This window comes from Cryptosporangium aurantiacum (assembly GCF_900143005.1).
Taxonomy (GTDB): Bacteria; Actinomycetota; Actinomycetes; order Mycobacteriales; family Cryptosporangiaceae; genus Cryptosporangium; species Cryptosporangium aurantiacum.
This window is the reverse complement of the sequence record NZ_FRCS01000004.1, coordinates 74,014-89,996: the sequence shown is the minus strand read 5'-3', so window position 1 is coordinate 89,996 and position 15,983 is coordinate 74,014. Positions and strand designations below refer to the sequence as shown.

Genomic DNA, 15,983 nt, shown 5'->3' with positions numbered 1-15,983 from the left:
GCGCGGGTCAGTTCTGTGCCGCGCCCGCGAACGGTGTGATCGGCTGCGCGACCGGACCGGCCACTACCCGGTTCCGGGTGCCGCCGAGCAGCTCCACGGTGGTCGTGACGACGTCGCCCGGCGCGAGCGGCGGACGGAAATCGCGGCCGTGCCTGCCCCAGAGCTCGGCCAGGCACCCGCCCTGGCAGGTCCCGGACCCGAGCAGGTCGCCGGGGCGGATCTCGGTGCCGCGCGACGCGTACGCGGCCAGCGCCGGGAACGTCCAGGCCATGTGGTCGAGCCGGTCGCTGCCGATCAGCTCGCCGTTGACCCTGACCTCCATGGTCAGGTCGAACGACGATCCCGAGCGGCGGGGCTCCAGCTCGTCGGCGGTCACGAAGTACTGGCCCAGCGCGGTCGCGGTGTCCTTGCCCTTGGCCGGGCCGAGCAGCATCGACATCTCGTGGAACTGGACGTCGCGGGCCGAGAAGTCGTTCAGCACCAGGTAGCCGGCGATGTGGTCGGACGCGTCCTCGACCGACAGGTCACGGCCGGTGCGACCGACGACGGCGGCGACCTCCAGCTCGAAGTCGAAGTCGACGCAGTTCGGCGGCACCGGCACGTCCGCGACCGGGCCGACGATCGCGTACGGGTTGCTGAAGTAGAACGTCGGGATCTCGAAGAACACCGGGTTGATCGTCGCGTCCGGGTTGAACAGCTTGACGATGCCCGCGGTGTGCTCGGGGAACGTGGAGAAGTCCCGGAACGTCGGCGGGTCGAGCGGCGCGAGCAGGTCGGCGTCGGCTTCGGCGGTGACTGTGGCTCTCGTCCGCAGCGCGGCCTCTGCCGCCTCGTGCAGACGTCCGTCCAGCAGCGGGACGAGATCGCGCTCGCCCGGAACGTCGACCAGCTCACCGCTGGTGCCGACAACGGCGAGCTGCGGTCCGGATGCGGTGTTCCGCCGGACGATCTTCATTCGGTGCCTCCTGTCGTCCCAGGACGCCACGGTAGGACGCCGTCGAGAGAGGCGGAAATCAATCCGGTGAGTAGCTCGCATCGACACAGTGCATTTCCGCCCGTGCGCACCGCGACCGTACGGTTTCCGGGTCGAGAGGAAGGCGCTGCGATGACGCACGTTTCGAGCGAGAGACCCCCGGCGATCGACCTGCACGCGCACGCGCTGGTCGGTCCGGCCGAGGGCTTGGTCGCCGACGAACCCGCGCTCGCCGCGGCCAGGGCCGCCGAGGCCCGCGCCGCCGGGCCGGAGACCAGCACGGTCAACCGCGAGCAGATCGCGGCGATCGCGCCGCTGCTGGTCGACCCGGGTAAGCGCCTCGCCGCGATGGACCAGGCCGGGCTCGACATCCAGGTGGTCAGCCCGATGCCGATCCACCACTACTGGGCCGGGCGTCCGCTGGCGCAACGGTATGCCCGTGCGGTGAACGAGGGCATCGTGGCGCACTGCGCGGCCGCACCCGACCGTCTGCTCGGACTCGGCACGGTGCCGCTGCAACACCCGGACCTGGCCGTCGCCGAGCTGACCCGGGCGGTGGAGTCCGGTCTGAAGGGCGTCGAGGTGTCCACGTACGTGGCCGGTCGCGAGCTGTCCGACCCGGTGTACGAGGAGTTCTGGGCCCACGCCGAGGAGCTCGGCGCGGTGATTTTCGTGCACCCGTGGGGCTGCACGCTCGGCGAGCGGCTCGATCTGGGCTACCTGTCGAACACGATCGGCAACCCGCTGGAGACCACGCTCGCGCTGTCCCGGCTGATCTTCTCCGGGCTGCTCGACCGGCGTCCGGGGCTGCGTATCGTCGCGGCGCACGGCGGCGGTTACCTGCCGGTGTACTCGAGTCGGGCCGACCACGCCTGGGAGGCCCGGCGCGACGCCCGCACGTGCGAGGAGCGGCCGAGTGCCTACCTGCGGCGCCTCTGGTACGACTCGCTCGTCTACACCGGGGAGGCGCTCGACCGGCTGGTCGGCGCGGTCGGTGCGGACCGGGTCGTGCTGGGCACCGACTACCCGTTCGACATGGGCGTCACCGACCCGCTGGAGCGCCTGGCGCTCGCGAACCTGGACACCGAACAGACCGACGCGATCCGCGGCGGGAACGCCGCCGCTCTCCTGGGGTTGAAATGACTGATGTCGAGACCGCGATCGCGAAGGTCGCGGAGGAGTGCCGCAACTGGGACCGCTGGGGTCCCGACGACGTGCTCGGCACCCTCAACTACATCGATGCGGACGCCAGGCAGCGCGCCGCCGGGCTGATCCGCCGCGGCGTGACGTTCTCGCTCTCGATGCGATTCGAAGCCGACGGGCCGCAGAAGGGCTGGCGCCGTCGCACGAACCCGGTGCACACGATGCTGGACACCGGCGTGGACGCGGTCGCCGGGCACCAGGGGTTCCCGCACGGCATCGGTGGCGCGGACGACGTGATCGCGATGCCGCTGCAGTGCGCGACGCAGTGGGACGGTCTCGGGCACATCTTCGACCGGGGCAAGGCGTGGAACGGACGCCCGGCCGAGCAGGTCGTGAGCTCGCTGGGTGACCTGGTCACCGGCATCGAGCACATGGCGGCGGACGTCGCGGGGCGCGGTGTGCTCCTGGACGTCGGCCGCGTCTTCGGCGAAGGCGGCGTACTGCCGGACGGCTTCGCGATCACCGCCGACCACTTGGACGAGGTGGCCGCGCAGCAAAACGTCACCATCGGACGCGGGGACATCCTGCTGGTCCGCACCGGCCAGCTCGGCAAGTGCCGCGACCTGCCCGGTTGGGGCGAGTTCGCCGGCGGCCCCGCGCCCGGACTCTCGTTCTGGTCGGCGCCGTGGCTCCACCGCACCGAGATCGCCGCGATCGCCACCGACACGTGGGGCTTCGAGGTGCGGCCGAACGAGTTCCCGGTCGCGTTCCAGCCGCTGCATCAGATCGCGATCCCGAACATGGGGCTGCTGATCGGTGAGATGTGGGACCTGGACGCGCTGGCCGCGGACTGCGCGTCCGACGGCGTCTACGAGTTCTTCCTGGTGGCAGCGCCGCTGCCGGTCACCGGCGCGGTGGGCTCGCCGGTCAACCCGATCGCCACGAAGTAGGCCCGGCCCCGAGGGGCCGGGCCTCCGGGCTCACTTCACCAGCGACAGATCGATCTCCGGGTAGAGCGGGAAGTCGCGCAGCAGGTCGGAGGTGCGCGAGCGCGCCTCGGCGGCGACGGCCTCGTCGAGCTCGTACTTCGCCTTGCTCGAACCGTCGGTCTTCACCGCGGCCAGCACGGTCGCGATCACGTCGGCGATCTCGGTGATCTGCTCGGCGCCCATGCCCAGCGTCGTCACCGCGGGCGTCCCGAGCCGCAGGCCGCTCGTGTACCAGGGCCCGTTCGCGTCGAACGGCAGCGAGTTGCGGTTGAGCGTCAGGCCCACCGACCGCAGCGCGCTCTCCGCCTGGCGTCCGGTGAGGCCGTAGCTCGCGGCGACGTCCACCAGCACGATGTGGTTGTCGGTGCCGCCGGTGAGCACGTCGACCTTGCGCTGCTGCAGCTGGTCGGCGAGCGTCCGGGCGTTCTCGACGATCCGCGACGCGTAGCCGGCGAAGTCGGGGGAGAGCGCCTCGGTGAACGCCACCGCCTTGGCCGCGATCGCGTGCGGCAGCGGGCCGCCGAGCACGGTCGGGCAGCCCTTGTCGACGGCGTCCGCGAACTCCGACGTGCACAGCACCATTCCGCCGCGCGGACCGCGCAGCGTCTTGTGCGTGGTCGACGTGACGACGTGCGCGTGGGCGACCGGGTCGTAGTTGCCGGTGAAGACCTTGCCCGCGACCAGACCGGCGAAGTGCGCCATGTCGACCATCAGCACCGCGCCGACCTCGTCCGCGATCTCCCGCAGCGCGGCGAAGTCGATCAGCCGGGTGTATGCGCTGTATCCGGCGAGCAGGATCAGCGGCTCGACCTCGCGTACCTGTGCACGCACCGCATCCAGGTCGAGCAGCTTGGTGGTCGGGTCGACGGTGTACGAGCGGGCGTCGAACAGGCGCGCCGAGACGTTGAACCGGTACCCGTGGGTCAGGTGGCCACCGGAGTAGTAATCCATTCCGAGCAGCTTCTGGTTGAGCACCGACGACCGGAGCTCTGCCCACTCGGCGTCGGTCAGCGCCGACGCGTTCTTGCGCCCGAACCGCTCGATGATCCCGTTCTCGACCCGGGTCGCCAGGATCGACAGGAACGCGACGAGGTTCGCGTCGATGCCGGAGTGCGGCTGCACGTAGGCGTGCTCCGCGCCGAACAGCTGCTTGGCCAGGTCCGCGGCGTGCGCCTCGATCGTGTCGACGTTGTCGCAGCCGGCGTAGAAGCGGTGGCCGGGCGCGCCCTCGGCGTACTTGTCGGTGAACAGGTTGCCCTGGGCCAGCTGCACGGCCAGCGAGCTGAAGTTCTCGCTCGCGATCAGCTTGACGTTCGACCGCTGGTCGGCCAGCTCCTGGACGATGCTCCCGGCGACCGTCGGGTTGACGGTGGCGACCTGGTCGAGCGAGGCGAAGAACGCGAGCGCACCGGGGTCGGGTGTCGCTCCGTCGAGACTCGCCAGGTAACGAAGGGCGGACAGCTCGGACATGATGGAAGTGACCTCCGAATCGGGGTGCGGCGTGCAGATGATACGGATCCACCGGCGCGACAACCGCCCCGACGGGGTGCGCACCGGTCACCCGAGGAGACGTCGGCCACGTCCGTAACCGCCCCCGCTCCAGGGCTCTCACCAGCAACTTCTGCGCTCCTGAGCAGCACCCTTACTGCTCCCGTCGACACGCGAGCAGCCGGTTGCCCGGCGCCGTTCCGTGGTGCTACGAAGGACGCGAGCGGGGGTGGTCTGCCGATGACGTCACTGCGAACCCCGGTGTTCGACGGGATCCGACCGGCGAATCTTGATGCGCTCCGCTCGGCCGACCCGCAGGTCGCCGACATCCTCGGCGCCGAGTACGACCGGGTCCGCCACTGCGTCCAGCTGACCGCCAGCGAGAACTTCACGTCGCCGGCCGTCCGGGCGGTGCTCGCCTCGACGCTCGGCGACAAACACGCCGAGGGGTACCCGGGGCGCCGCTACTACGGCGGGTGCGAGTTCCTCGACCAGGCCGAGGAGCTGGGGCGGGTGCGGGCCTGCGAGCTGTTCGGTGCCGAGCACGCGAACCTGCAGCCGCACTCGGGGACGCTGGCCAACCTCGCCGCGTACGCCGCGCTGCTGGTGCCCGGTGACACGGTGCTGGCGATGGACCCCCGCTACGGTGGTCACTTCACGAGCGGTAGCAGCCGGAACTTCTCCGGGAAGTGGTTCCGGACGATCGGGTACGGCGTCCGCCGGTCCGACGAGCGCATCGATTACGACGAGGTGCGCGACCTGGCCGCCGAGCACCAGCCGAAGATCCTGGTCTGTGGCGCGACCGCGTACACCCGGCTGATCGACTTCGCCGCGCTGCGTGAGATCGCCGACGAGGTGGGCGCCTACCTGCTGGTCGACGCCGCGCAGATCGGCGGGCTGGTGGCCGGCCGGGCGGTGCCGTCGCCGATCCCGTACGCCGACGTGACGACCGCGACGTCGCACAAGTCGCTGCGTGGTCCGCGCGGCGGGATGATCCTCTGCACCAGCGAGCTGGCCCGCCGCATCGACAACGCGGTGTTCCCGTTCCTGCAGGGCGCACCGCTGATGAACTGCGTCGCGGCGAAGACCGTCGCGCTCGGCGAGGCCGCAGAGCCGTCGTTCGGCGCGTACGCCCAGCGGGTGCTCGCCAACTCCGCCGCGCTCGCCGCCGGTCTGGAGCGGGCCGGTCTGCGGTTGGTGACCGGCGGCACCGACAACCACATGGTGCTCGTCGACCTCGGCGATGCCGGGGTGACCGGGGCGGACGCCGAGCAGCGCTGCCGGGACGTCGGGATCCTGCTCACCAAGCACCTGCTGCCGTTCGACCACCGGCTGCCGGAACACGGGTCCGGGCTGCGGCTCGGGACGCTCGCCGCGACGACCCAGGGTTTGACCGAGGCCGACATGGCCACCGCCGCCGACCTGATCGTCCGGGCGATCCGTGGCGTGGACCCGGTGAGCGTCCGGAGCGAAGTCGCCGAGCTCGCGGCCCGCTACCCCTGCTACTGAACCCGGTCGTTATCGATCAGTGATGCAGGCCACATCCAGCGGATTCGTGGATCACTGATAACGGCCGAGATCATCTTTAATCCATTTTGGTCCCGGAAGTCTTGGAGTACCGCTACGTTCTGGCCCCAGCCGAGCACTGACCGCAGTGCCGGGAGGCCCTACCGGAGGCGTAGCAATGCTTCACCGCCGCTCCTTATCCGACTCCGACCCGTCGACTCGCCCGAGAGCCGGACGCGTGGCCGTCGCGTTCGCAGCCGCCGTCACGCTCGGTCTCGTCGCGACCGGCCCGGCTGTCGCGGACCCGCCGACGCCCGCCCAGGCCGGTGCCGCGGCGTCGAAGAAGCTCACCTCGGCGGTCACGCCGGCCGGCGTGCTGGGGCATCTCCGCCAGTTCCAGCGGATTGCCGACGCCAACGGCGACACCCGGGCGTCCGGCACTCCCGGCTACGACCGGAGCGCGGACTACGTCGCGCAGAAACTGCAGCGCGCCGGCTACCGGGTGAGCAGGCAGAGCTTCCAGTTCCCCTTCTTCGAGGAGCTGAACCCGTCGAAGTTCGCGCAGGTCACCCCTACGCCGACGACGTACGTGAACGGCACGGACTTCTACACGCTCGCGTTCTCCGGTGACGGTGTCGCTCAGGGCACGGTGACGCCCGTCGACGTCAACCTCGCCCCGCCGCGCGCGACGACCAGCGGCTGCGAGGCCGCTGACTTCGCCGGCTTCCCGCGCGGCAACATCGCGCTCGTGCAGCGCGGTACGTGCGACTTCGCGGTCAAGGCCGCCAACGCCGCGGCTGCGGGCGCGATCGGCGTCATCATCTTTAACCAGGGCAACGGCACCGAGGCCGAGAACCCGGATCGGTACGAGGCGTTCCAGGGCAACCTCGGTGGGCCGGTACCGATCCCGGCGATCTCGACGACCTATGCGCTCGGCGCCCAGCTGGCGGGCACCACGAACACCGTCGTCCGGATCGAGACCGACACCCTGTCGGAGACCCGCACCACCCAGAACGTGCTCGCCGAGACCCCCGGCGGCCGCGCGGACAACGTCGTGATGGCCGGCGCGCACCTGGACTCGGTCCCGGAGGGGCCGGGCATCAACGACAACGGCACCGGCAGCGCCGGTCTGCTCGAGGTCGCGCTGAAGTACGCGCCGCTGGCCAAGCACGCGAAGCCCACCAACAAGGTGCGGTTCGCCTGGTGGGGCGCGGAAGAGAGCGGCTTGCTCGGGTCGGAGCACTACGTGGCGTCGCTGACGCCGGCGCAGGTCGCGAACATCGGCCTGTACTTGAACTTCGACATGATCGGCTCGCCGAACTACAAGCTCGCCGTCTACGACGGCGACAACTCCACCGGCACGGGGACGCCGCCCGCCGGGTCCGGTGCGCTGGAGACGCTGTTCCGTAAGTACCTGGCCAGCCGTGGGCAGCAGGCCGTCGACAGCGAGTTCGACGGACGCTCGGACTACGGGCCGTTCATCGCCGAGGGCATCGGGATCCCGTCCGGTGGGCTGTTCACCGGCGCCGAGGGCATCAAGACCGCCGACGAGGCCGCGAAGTTCGGTGGCGTGCCGGACGTCGCGTACGACCCGTGCTACCACCAGGCGTGCGACAGCTTCACGCCGACGGCGGACGGCGGAGACGCGGCGACGTACCAGAGGCTCGCCGCCGCCTACGGGCGGAAGCTCGTCGGCAACGTGAACGTGTTCGCGCTCGACGTCAACTCGGACGCGATCGCGGACGCGGTGGCCAGGCTCGCGTTCGACACCAGCGGGATCTCCGCCCCTGGTGACACCCCGACGGCGGCCGCCGCAGCGGCCCCGAGCGGTGGTCAGGGGCACCTGATCCTCGCCTGACCTCGCGAATCGACGCGAAACCGGCCTCTAACGCGACGTTAGGGGCCGGGTTCGCGTCTCTGCGCGCGAGCGCGCCCGGCGCGGGTTCGCGGCGCGCCGGGCGCGGGCTGGCGGGTGGCGCGAGCTAATGCGACTAATCTCCTGATTCGGGATTTATCGACGTCATCCCGGGGGAGAAGGCCCATGCTTGCTCGCACCCGCCGCGGCAGCCCGGCCCGCAGACCGACCCGCTCCATCGGAGCGGTCGCCGCGCTCGCCGTCGCCGCGCTGGTCGGCCTGGCCGCCAACCAGATGACGGCGACCGCGCATCCCGCCGAGGCGCCACCGAAGAACCAGCGCCCCGCTGCAGCGCCCACCCCACCACCGGCTACTCCGGCCCAGCCCAGCCCGGCACCGGCCACCAGCAAGCCGGTGCCCGACCCGGCGACCGCGGGCACCGCCGCCGGACGGGCGCTCGCCGCCCAGGTGACCGCCGACGGCGTCCTCGCCCACCTGCGCGCGTTCCAGAAGATCGCCGACGCCAACGGCGGCACCCGCGCGTCCGGGGTCGGCAACGGGTACACCCGCAGCGTCGACTACGTCGAGCGCGAGCTACGCCGGGCCGGTTACCGGGTGACCCGCCAGGCGTTCTCGTTCCCGTACTTCGAAGAGGTCCACCCGACGACGTTCCGCCGCACGGCCCCGACGACCCGCACGTACCGCGGACCGGAGGAGTTCCGGATCCTCAGCTACTCCGGCAACGGCGTCGTCGCGGCACGCGTCCACCCGGTCGACGTCAACCTGACGCCGCCGCGGGCCTCGACCAGCGGCTGCGAGGCCGCCGACTTCGTCGGCTTCCCGGCCGGTGCGGTCGCGCTGCTGCAGCGCGGGACCTGCGACTTCAGCGTCAAAGTACGTAATGCGGTGGACGCCAGGGCGGCCGGCGCGATCATCTTCAACCAGGGCAACGGCAGTCCCACCGCCAACAAGGATCGCTACGAGACGTTCGGCGGCACGCTCCAGAAGCCGTCCTCGATCCCGGCCATCGCGGTGTCCTACGAGATCGGCGCCGACCTCGCGGCGTCGCCATCGGTTCGCGTCCGCATAGAGACCGACGCCCGATCCGAGACCCGCACCACCGCGAACCTGCTCGCCCAGCTACCCGGTCCGGCCACCGGCCGGACCGTGATGGTCGGCGCGCACCTGGACTCGGTGCCCGAAGGGCCCGGAATCAACGACAACGGCAGCGGTAGCGCGGGGGTTCTGGAGGTCGCGGTGCGCTGGGCCGAGCTGGTCCGCAACGCCGAGAGCCCGCCGCCGAACCCGGTGCGGTTCGCGTGGTGGGGCGCCGAGGAGTCGGGGTTGCTCGGCGCGAAGCACTACGTCGACCATCTGACCCCGGCGCAGAAGCGAGCGATCGCGCTCTACCTCAACTTCGACATGATCGGATCGCCCAACTACGAGCTGGGCGTCTACGACGGCGACAACTCGGACGGACGGGAGGGGACGACCCGGGGTCCGAGCGGATCGGCGCAGATCGAGCGGTTCTTCCGGAACTTCCTGGCCGAGCGTGGACAGAAGTCGGCGCCGAGCGGCTTCGACGGACGCTCGGACTACGGGCCGTTCATCGCCAAGGGCGTCGGCATCCCGGCCGGAGGCATCGACACCGGCGCGGAGGGCATCAAGTCGCGCAGCGCGGCCGAGAAGTTCGGGGGAGTGCCGGGTGTCGCGTACGACCCCTGCTACCACCAGGCGTGCGACGGGCTGACGCCGTCGTTCCCGGATCGGGCCAAAAAAGAGGCGTACCGCAAGCTCGCCGCGGCCTACGGGAGCCGCCTGGTCGGCAACGTGAACGTGGTGCCGCTCGACCTGATCAGCGACGCGATCGCGGCGGCGGTCGGTCGGTACGCCTACGACGTCTCGGACGTGGAGGGAGCGTCCGCGTCGCCGTCGCCCTGAGTGTGCTTCGAGGCGCGGGCGACCAGCTCCTCGAACGTCCGCTGGATCGCGTCGTTGAACCCGCGGGCGAAGTAGGCCGCGACGGTCTTGGCGGCGTGCGGGCGCAGCCGGGCGATCGACTCGACCGCGTCGTGCAGGTCGTCGGCCGCCGGTAGCGCGCCGGGGCCGTCCGCGGGGAGCAGGTGGCCGCCGACCAGGTCGACGATCCGGTCGGCGGTGCGCTGCTGGTCGTCCCGGATACCCTCGCTGAGGTCGAGGACCGCGGTCAGCGGGATGCCGGCCGCGACCATCTCGACACCGGCCGCGAACGGGCGGGGTTCGAGGATCTCGAACGTGGTCGGTCCGGTGCGAGCCAGGACGCCGAGCGCGATCGCCCGCTCCAGCAGGTCGGGTGTGGCCTGACCGCCGTGCAGGCGCTGCAGCTCCGCGAGCGTGACCGGTTCCGGCCGCTCGTCGCGCGGCTCCGGCCGGGTCGCCGACTCCAGGCCCAGGACGTCCTCGAGGTTGCGGCCGTCGGCCCAGGCGTCGACCAGATCGCGGATCACCCCGAGCGTGTAGCCGCGCTCGAGCAGCCGGTTCACCAGCCGAAGGCGAACCAGGTGATCGTCGGAGTACAACGCGATCTTGCCCTCGCGGCGCGGCGGGGGCAGGATGCCGCGGTCCTGGTAGACGCGGATGTTGCGGACGGCGGTGTCGGTGGCGTCGGCCAGCTCCGCGATGCGGTACTCGGCCAACCGGACCTCCCGTACGGTGTGCTTCCGGCAGCAGCCTAGCGATCGCCCGCCGCTCCGGCCGCGAGTTCGCGCTCCACCGGCGGCGCCACCGCCCGAAGGTGGTACTCGCCGACGTCGAACGCGCGGGTGACCATCCGGAACCGCCACGTCGATCCGGGCCACTGCGTGGTGACCCGGCCGCTGGAATCCTGGTACCAGCTGCTGCACCCGCCGGTCGCCCACACCGTCCGCTTCATCCGCCGGTGGAGCGTGGCGTTCCAGCGCTCCTGAGCATCCGCGCGGGGTTCGACCGTCGCCAGCCCATGCCGTTCCATCGTCGTGACCGCGTCGATCAGGTAGTTCAGCTGCGACTCGATGACGAACACCATCGAGCTGTGGCTCAGCCCGGTGTTCGGCCCGATCAGCAGGAAGAAGTTCGGGTAGCCGTGCACGGTCGTGCCGCGCAGCGCCTCCATTCCGCCCGCCCAGCGGTCGGACAGCCGGATCCCGTCCCGCCCCACGACCCGCTGCGCTACCGGCATGTCGGTGACGTGGAAACCCGTACCGAAGATGATCGCGTCGACGTCCCGCCGCGTGTCGTCCGAAGCGATGACCGTGTGGCCGTCGACGGCGCGCAACCCGGCAGGGATCAACGAGACGTTCGGCGCGTCGAGCGCCGGATACCAGTCGTTCGAGAGCAGAACCCGCTTGCAGCCCAGCCGGAACGACGGGGTGACCGCAGCCCGCAGCTCCGGGTTGCGGACGCTCCGGCGGATGTGCGCCCTGGCGGCCAGCTCGCCGGCCCGCAGGACCGTGGGGGTCAGCACGAACCCGGGAACGGTGGCCTCGCGGGTCAGGTAGACGCCGGCGCGGGCGACTTTCTGGGTGAGCGCGGCCGAGCTGAACACGGCCCGCTCGGCGCCGGTGATCGGGCGGTCGGCGCGGGGCAGGATCCACGGCGCGGTGCGCTGGAAGACGGTCAGCTCGCGGACGTGCGGCTGGATCTGTGGCACGAACTGGACCGCTGACGCGCCGGTGCCGATCACCGCGACGCGTTTGCCGCGCAGGTCGTACGCGTGGTTCCACTGCGACGAATGCCAGATCTCGCCCGGGAACCCGGCCAGGCCGGGGACGTCCGGGATCTGCGGGTCGGACAGCGGCCCGGCGGCGGCGACCAGCACGTTCGCGGTGAGGTCGCCGGTACTCGTCCGGATGTGCCAGTCGGTTCCGGTCCACGTCGCCTCGAGCACTTCGGTGTGGAACCGCACGTGCGGGCGGACGCCGAACCGGTCGACGACGTCCTCCAGGTACCGGCGGATGTCCGGTTGCGCGGAGAAGCTCCGCGGCCAGCGCGGGTTCGGCGCGAACGAGAACGAGTACAGATGCGACGGGACGTCGCAGGCGCATCCGGGGTAGGTGTTGTCGCGCCAGGTCCCGCCGATCGCACCGGCCCGCTCGAGCAGGACGAAGTCGTGGACGCCCGCGTTCTTCAACCGGACCGCGGCGCCGATGCCGCCGAAGCCCGACCCGATCACCGCGACCCGGACATGCGTCATGTCGACTCCCATCGTGTCAATGACTGATGGGACGTTAACATCACTCGTTGATAGTTTCAGGCGAACGTGCGGGCGCTCGGCTTGCCCTGACCGCCGTCCACGACGATGTTCGCGCCGGTGATCCACGACGCCCGGTCGGAGAGCAGGAACGCGGCGACGTCGCCGACCTCCTCCGGGTGGCCCAGCCGTCCGAACGGGAACTCGTTCGCGCGGAACTTCTCGAAGACCTCCGGGTTGTTCGCCTTGAGGTTCGCCCAGCCGCCGCCCTCGAACAGGATCGAACCCGGGCTGATCGCGTTGACTCGGATGTGCAGCGGTGCGAGCTCCAGCGCGAGCGTTGCGGCCAGATGGATCTCGGCGGCCTTCGCCGCCGCGTAGGCCGTGCGCGGCCCGGGCTTCGTGCCGGTCACGGACGCCACGAACAGCACCGATCCGCGCTGCGCGGTTTCCAGGTGCGGCAGCGCGGCCTTGGTGAGCGCCGCCGCGTGACCGACGTTGAGCGCGTAGGTGTCCAGGAAGTCGTCGACCGTGCCGTTGCGCAGGTTGCCGTTGCCCGCCGTGCCGCCCGCGTTCGCGACGACGCGGTCGAGGCCGCCGAGCGCGCTCGCGACCTCGTCGACCGCTGCCGCGAGCGCTGCGGAGTCGGTGACGTCGGCGATCACGGTGACGACCGGGCTGCCGTGGCGTCCGATTCGATCGGCGGCGTCGGCGAGGTCGTCCGGGCCGCGGGCGATCAGCCCCACCCAGGCTCCCTCGCGCGCGAGGGAGTCGGCGATCGCCAGCCCCAGGCCTCGGCTGCCGCCGGTGATCACCGCTCGTGCGCCGTCCAGCCCCAAATCCATCCTGACCTCCTGCTTCACGGCTATCTCAGGGGCCACGCTACTGTCCGCGCCATGTCGCCTCCGCTCCGCGTCGCGCTCGTGGCCGGGTCCGATCCGGGGCACGTGTTCCCGCTCGTCGGGCTCGCTGCAGCGCTGCGGCGGCGCGGGCACTTGCCGATGGTGGTCGTCGCCGGGCGGTGGCTCCCGGCGCTGCGGCGGGACGGGTTCGTCGCCTCGAAGCTGCACCAGCTCTCGCCGGGTAGTCATCCGGGTGGGGTGTTCGCGCAGTTGCACGGAGAATCGGCGCGGCTGGCGCCGATTCTCGCGGAGACGCTGCGGCCGTTCGGGCCGGACTGTGTGGTCGCCGACGTCATCTCGCCGTTCGGTGGGTACGCGGCGGGGCTGCTCGGGGTGCCGTGGGTGCAGCTGGTGCCGCATCCGCTGCAGGACCCGTCGCCGTACCTCCCGCCACCGGGTTCAGGGTTCACGCCGGCAGGCTCGGGGGTCGTTCCGGCAGGTTCGGGCGTCGTTCCGGCAGGTTCGGGGTTCACGCCGGCAGGCTCGGGGGTCGTTCCGGCAGGTTCGGGCGTCGTTCCGGCAGGTTCGGGCTTGCCTTCGGCGGGTTCGGGCGTCGTTCCGGCAGGTTCGGGGTTCGCGCCGGCAGGCTCGGGCGTCGCTCCGGGAGGCGGGGTCGGGCGGGCTCCGCGGGACCGGGTGCTCGACGGGCTGCGGGGTCTTCGGGACCAGGCGCTCTACCGGCTGGTGTCGCGAGACTGGCAGCGCGGCACCGTGGAGCAGGCGGTCGCGCGGGCGTCGCTGGGGTTGCGCGCCGACGGGCGCCCGGTCGCGCGGCTGATCGCGTCGGTGCCCGCGCTCGAGCCGCCGCACCGGGACTGGCCGCCGGACGCGTATCGGGTGGGGCCGCTGGAGTGGGACCCTGCGACTATTTCGCTGCCCCTTCCGCCGGGGTCTTCGCCGCTGGTGTTCGTGTCGGCGTCCACTGTGCCGGGTGGCGCCGCCGATCTGCTAGGAACGGCGATCGGCGCGCTGCCGGGCGTCCGCATAGCGTGTACGCAGTTCGAGGAGCCTGACGGACCGGTACCGGACCACGTCGTGGCCGGGCCGGGCCGGCAGGGCCCGGCCATCTCCGAAGCGTCCGTGGTGGTCAGCGGGGCGGGGCACGGCATCGTGGCGAAGGCGCTCGCCCGCGGGGTGCCGCTGGTGGTCGTGCCGGGCGCGGGCGAGCAGGCCGAGAACGCCGCCAAGCTGGTGCGGGCCGGGCTGGGCCTGGCGATTCCGCCGCGAAAGCTGACGCCGGCGCGGTTGGCGGAGGCGGTGCGGACCGTGCTGGACGATCCGGGGTTCACGGTGCGGGCGCGGGCGTGTGTGCCGTCGGGAAGGGCACAGGGCGAGGTGGCAGTAGACGTCCTGGAAGCAGTGGTCCGAGGGCGAACCGGCCGGGTGGCCTGAGGTTCCGCGCGCGGGGGTTGGCGGCCGCTCCGGGTTCGGTTCGTGCGGCCGCGCAGCGGTTGCGCGGTGTGGGTTCGTGCGGCCGCGCAGCGGTTGCGTTGCGTGACCGCGGTTGCGACGCTTCGCGGCGGATTGCGAACGGCTTGCCGTTTGCACCGATAGCGCTTCGGCGCGCCGATACCCTGTGCGCATGGCGATTGCCGAGGAGCTCATCGCGGGGATCATCTCCAGCGTGCTCGCGGTTCTGCTGGTCGAGATCTACTTGTGGGTCCGGCGGCGGTACCGGCAGCGCGCATTACGGTGGCTGGTCGGCACCGAGACGGCTGCCGTCGTCACGCCGGTCTACCCATGGGCGGACAACGCGCACCCGGCCGGGCTGCTGACCACCTACGACGCGATCGGGCTCGCGCACGTCCTGGAGGCCTGCAACCGCGTCGGAACGGTGCCGGTCGTCAACCGGAGCGGCGAGTCCGCGGAAAACGCGCCGTTGGACGTGATCGCGATCGGCGGTCCGTCCGGCAACCAGGTGAGCGCGACCTTCCTCAAGGCGTACTGCCCGGGCTTCGAGATCCTGACCGACCCGGAGACCGGCAAGCTGTCGTACCGGTGCGACGGTCGCACGTTCGCGCGTACCGACGACGAGACGTTCGCGTTCATCGTCCGGCTGTCACCGAAGGAGACCGGGCTGCCCGGCACCGCGGTGATCGCGTGGGGCCACTCGGCCGTGGCGACCGCCAGCGCGGGCTACTACCTTGCTCGGTACCCGAACGTGCTGCGCAAACTCGGCAAGGGTTCGTTCTTCGTCGCAATCTCGGTGCGCTGGGTGCTCGGCTACCGTTCGTTCGACACCCGCCCGATCGACCTGACCGCCGCGGCGTTCGCGCCTCCGGTCTCGGCCACCGACGACGCCGAGCCGGCCCCGAAGTCCCGCCGCTTCGGCCGCTCGTCCAGCCGGTCGTCGTCGAGCGAGTCCGTGCCCTTCGCGCCCGCGCTCACCGCCCCCAGGCCGTCCGAGTCGGTGCCGTCGGAACCGGTCCGTTCGCGGTCCGGATCGTCGGAGCCGTTCGTTGCCGGCTCCGGATCGTCCGAGCCATTCGTCTCGGGTTCCGGATCATCGGGGACAGTCCTTTCGAGTTCCGGATCGTCGGAGACCGGCCCTTCGGGGCCGAGCCAGCCCGAGTCGAGGTCTTCCGAGTCGCTGTCTTCCGGGTCGGTCGCTTCGGGATCGGGATCGTCCGTGCCGGAGCCTCCGGCGGCCGGGACGTCCCCTTCCGGCCGCGCCCGTTCAAGCTCGCGCCGCTCCGCGCCGCCTTCGCGCACCGGAACCTCGGGCCGGTCGCGCGTGGCGGAGGCCCTCGACGACGTCCGCGCAGCGTCGGCGTCCCCCGTTGAGCCGCGCCCGTCGGCTGCGGACCCCGACGCGGACGATGCCCCGGGCGGCACCGCGGGGCCGTCCGACGCCGAAGGCAAGAGCAAGCCGAAGTAGCGCGGCAGTCCCGGTCACCGGGTTCTAGGGCGGCGCGTCCCT

General features: G+C 71.5%; 12 protein-coding genes. 7 read left to right on the top strand and 5 right to left on the bottom strand.

Translation table 11 applies throughout. The features are described from left to right. Nucleotides 1-7: 7 nt before the first annotated feature. Complete coding sequence (locus tag BUB75_RS14790) at nucleotides 8-955, bottom strand: fumarylacetoacetate hydrolase family protein (RefSeq protein ID WP_073257506.1); 948 nt, start codon at nucleotides 953-955, stop codon at nucleotides 8-10. Between the two features lie 150 nt (nucleotides 956-1,105). Between BUB75_RS14790 and BUB75_RS14785 the strand changes: the two genes are divergently transcribed. Both BUB75_RS14785 and BUB75_RS14780 read left to right on the top strand, forming a co-directional pair. Further along, nucleotides 1,106-2,116, top strand: coding sequence for an amidohydrolase family protein (locus BUB75_RS14785; protein WP_073257504.1), 1,011 nt, complete (start codon nucleotides 1,106-1,108; stop codon nucleotides 2,114-2,116). After that, nucleotides 2,113-3,066 (top strand): cyclase family protein, encoded by a 954-nt coding sequence (locus tag BUB75_RS14780; protein ID WP_073257502.1) that lies wholly within the window; start codon nucleotides 2,113-2,115, stop codon nucleotides 3,064-3,066. The genes BUB75_RS14785 and BUB75_RS14780 overlap by 4 nt, the downstream gene beginning before the upstream one ends. A 30-nt stretch (nucleotides 3,067-3,096) precedes the next feature. Here BUB75_RS14780 and BUB75_RS14775 read toward each other — a convergent pair whose 3' ends face one another. Next, nucleotides 3,097-4,575: a glycine hydroxymethyltransferase gene (locus BUB75_RS14775; protein ID WP_073257500.1), complete on the bottom strand. Its 1,479-nt coding sequence runs from the start codon at nucleotides 4,573-4,575 to the stop codon at nucleotides 3,097-3,099. Between the two features lie 258 nt (nucleotides 4,576-4,833). Here BUB75_RS14775 and BUB75_RS14770 point away from each other — a divergent pair, with 258 nt between their 5' ends. The 3 genes from BUB75_RS14770 (at nucleotide 4,834) to BUB75_RS14760 (ending at nucleotide 9,895) form a co-directional block, all read left to right on the top strand. Beyond that, nucleotides 4,834-6,102, top strand: coding sequence for a serine hydroxymethyltransferase (locus tag BUB75_RS14770; RefSeq protein WP_073257498.1), 1,269 nt, complete (start codon nucleotides 4,834-4,836; stop codon nucleotides 6,100-6,102). A gap of 235 nt (nucleotides 6,103-6,337) precedes the next feature. After that, a complete protein-coding gene (locus BUB75_RS14765) occupies nucleotides 6,338-7,957 on the top strand; it encodes a M28 family peptidase (protein WP_073257496.1) in 1,620 nt (539 codons plus the stop codon). Between the two features lie 183 nt (nucleotides 7,958-8,140). Beyond that, nucleotides 8,141-9,895, top strand: coding sequence for a M28 family peptidase (locus BUB75_RS14760; RefSeq protein ID WP_073257494.1), 1,755 nt, complete (start codon nucleotides 8,141-8,143; stop codon nucleotides 9,893-9,895). Here BUB75_RS14760 and BUB75_RS14755 read toward each other — a convergent pair. Genes BUB75_RS14755 through BUB75_RS14745 form a run of 3 tightly spaced genes read right to left on the bottom strand, consistent with a single transcriptional unit; the run spans nucleotide 9,847 to nucleotide 13,006 of the window. Next, nucleotides 9,847-10,629, bottom strand: a complete 783-nt coding sequence (locus BUB75_RS14755; RefSeq protein WP_073257491.1) for a MerR family transcriptional regulator — start codon at nucleotides 10,627-10,629, stop codon at nucleotides 9,847-9,849. The genes BUB75_RS14760 and BUB75_RS14755 overlap by 49 nt on opposite strands. 35 nt (nucleotides 10,630-10,664) lie before the next feature. Beyond that, nucleotides 10,665-12,164, bottom strand: coding sequence for a flavin-containing monooxygenase (locus tag BUB75_RS14750; RefSeq protein WP_143175213.1), 1,500 nt, complete (start codon nucleotides 12,162-12,164; stop codon nucleotides 10,665-10,667). 56 nt (nucleotides 12,165-12,220) lie between these two features. Further along, on the bottom strand, nucleotides 12,221-13,006 hold the full coding sequence (locus BUB75_RS14745) for an SDR family NAD(P)-dependent oxidoreductase (RefSeq protein WP_073257487.1): 786 nt from the start codon (nucleotides 13,004-13,006) through the stop codon (nucleotides 12,221-12,223). A gap of 51 nt (nucleotides 13,007-13,057) precedes the next feature. On the opposite strand from BUB75_RS14745, the gene BUB75_RS14740 reads away from it, so the two are divergent. Both BUB75_RS14740 and BUB75_RS14735 read left to right on the top strand, forming a co-directional pair. Next, on the top strand, nucleotides 13,058-14,455 hold the full coding sequence (locus BUB75_RS14740) for a glycosyltransferase (protein WP_073257485.1): 1,398 nt from the start codon (nucleotides 13,058-13,060) through the stop codon (nucleotides 14,453-14,455). Between the two features lie 190 nt (nucleotides 14,456-14,645). Beyond that, nucleotides 14,646-15,941 carry a hypothetical protein gene (locus BUB75_RS14735; protein ID WP_073257483.1) on the top strand — a complete coding sequence of 432 codons (1,296 nt, stop codon included), beginning with the start codon at nucleotides 14,646-14,648 and terminating at the stop codon, nucleotides 15,939-15,941. Nucleotides 15,942-15,983: the final 42 nt, after the last annotated feature.

What these genes read in the sequence shown, in the direction of transcription:
- BUB75_RS14790 (WP_073257506.1), bottom strand. Translation starts at nt 955, where the DNA reads ATGAAGATCGTCCGGCGGAACACCGCATCCGGACCGCAGCTCGCCGTT.
- BUB75_RS14785 (WP_073257504.1), top strand. Translation starts at nt 1,106, where the DNA reads ATGACGCACGTTTCGAGCGAGAGACCCCCGGCGATCGACCTGCACGCG.
- BUB75_RS14780 (WP_073257502.1), top strand. Translation starts at nt 2,113, where the DNA reads ATGACTGATGTCGAGACCGCGATCGCGAAGGTCGCGGAGGAGTGCCGC.
- BUB75_RS14775 (WP_073257500.1), bottom strand. Translation starts at nt 4,575, where the DNA reads ATGTCCGAGCTGTCCGCCCTTCGTTACCTGGCGAGTCTCGACGGAGCG.
- BUB75_RS14770 (WP_073257498.1), top strand. Translation starts at nt 4,834, where the DNA reads ATGACGTCACTGCGAACCCCGGTGTTCGACGGGATCCGACCGGCGAAT.
- BUB75_RS14760 (WP_073257494.1), top strand. Translation starts at nt 8,141, where the DNA reads ATGCTTGCTCGCACCCGCCGCGGCAGCCCGGCCCGCAGACCGACCCGC.
- BUB75_RS14750 (WP_143175213.1), bottom strand. Translation starts at nt 12,164, where the DNA reads ATGACGCATGTCCGGGTCGCGGTGATCGGGTCGGGCTTCGGCGGCATC.
- BUB75_RS14745 (WP_073257487.1), bottom strand. Translation starts at nt 13,006, where the DNA reads ATGGATTTGGGGCTGGACGGCGCACGAGCGGTGATCACCGGCGGCAGC.
- BUB75_RS14740 (WP_073257485.1), top strand. Translation starts at nt 13,058, where the DNA reads ATGTCGCCTCCGCTCCGCGTCGCGCTCGTGGCCGGGTCCGATCCGGGG.
- BUB75_RS14735 (WP_073257483.1), top strand. Translation starts at nt 14,646, where the DNA reads ATGGCGATTGCCGAGGAGCTCATCGCGGGGATCATCTCCAGCGTGCTC.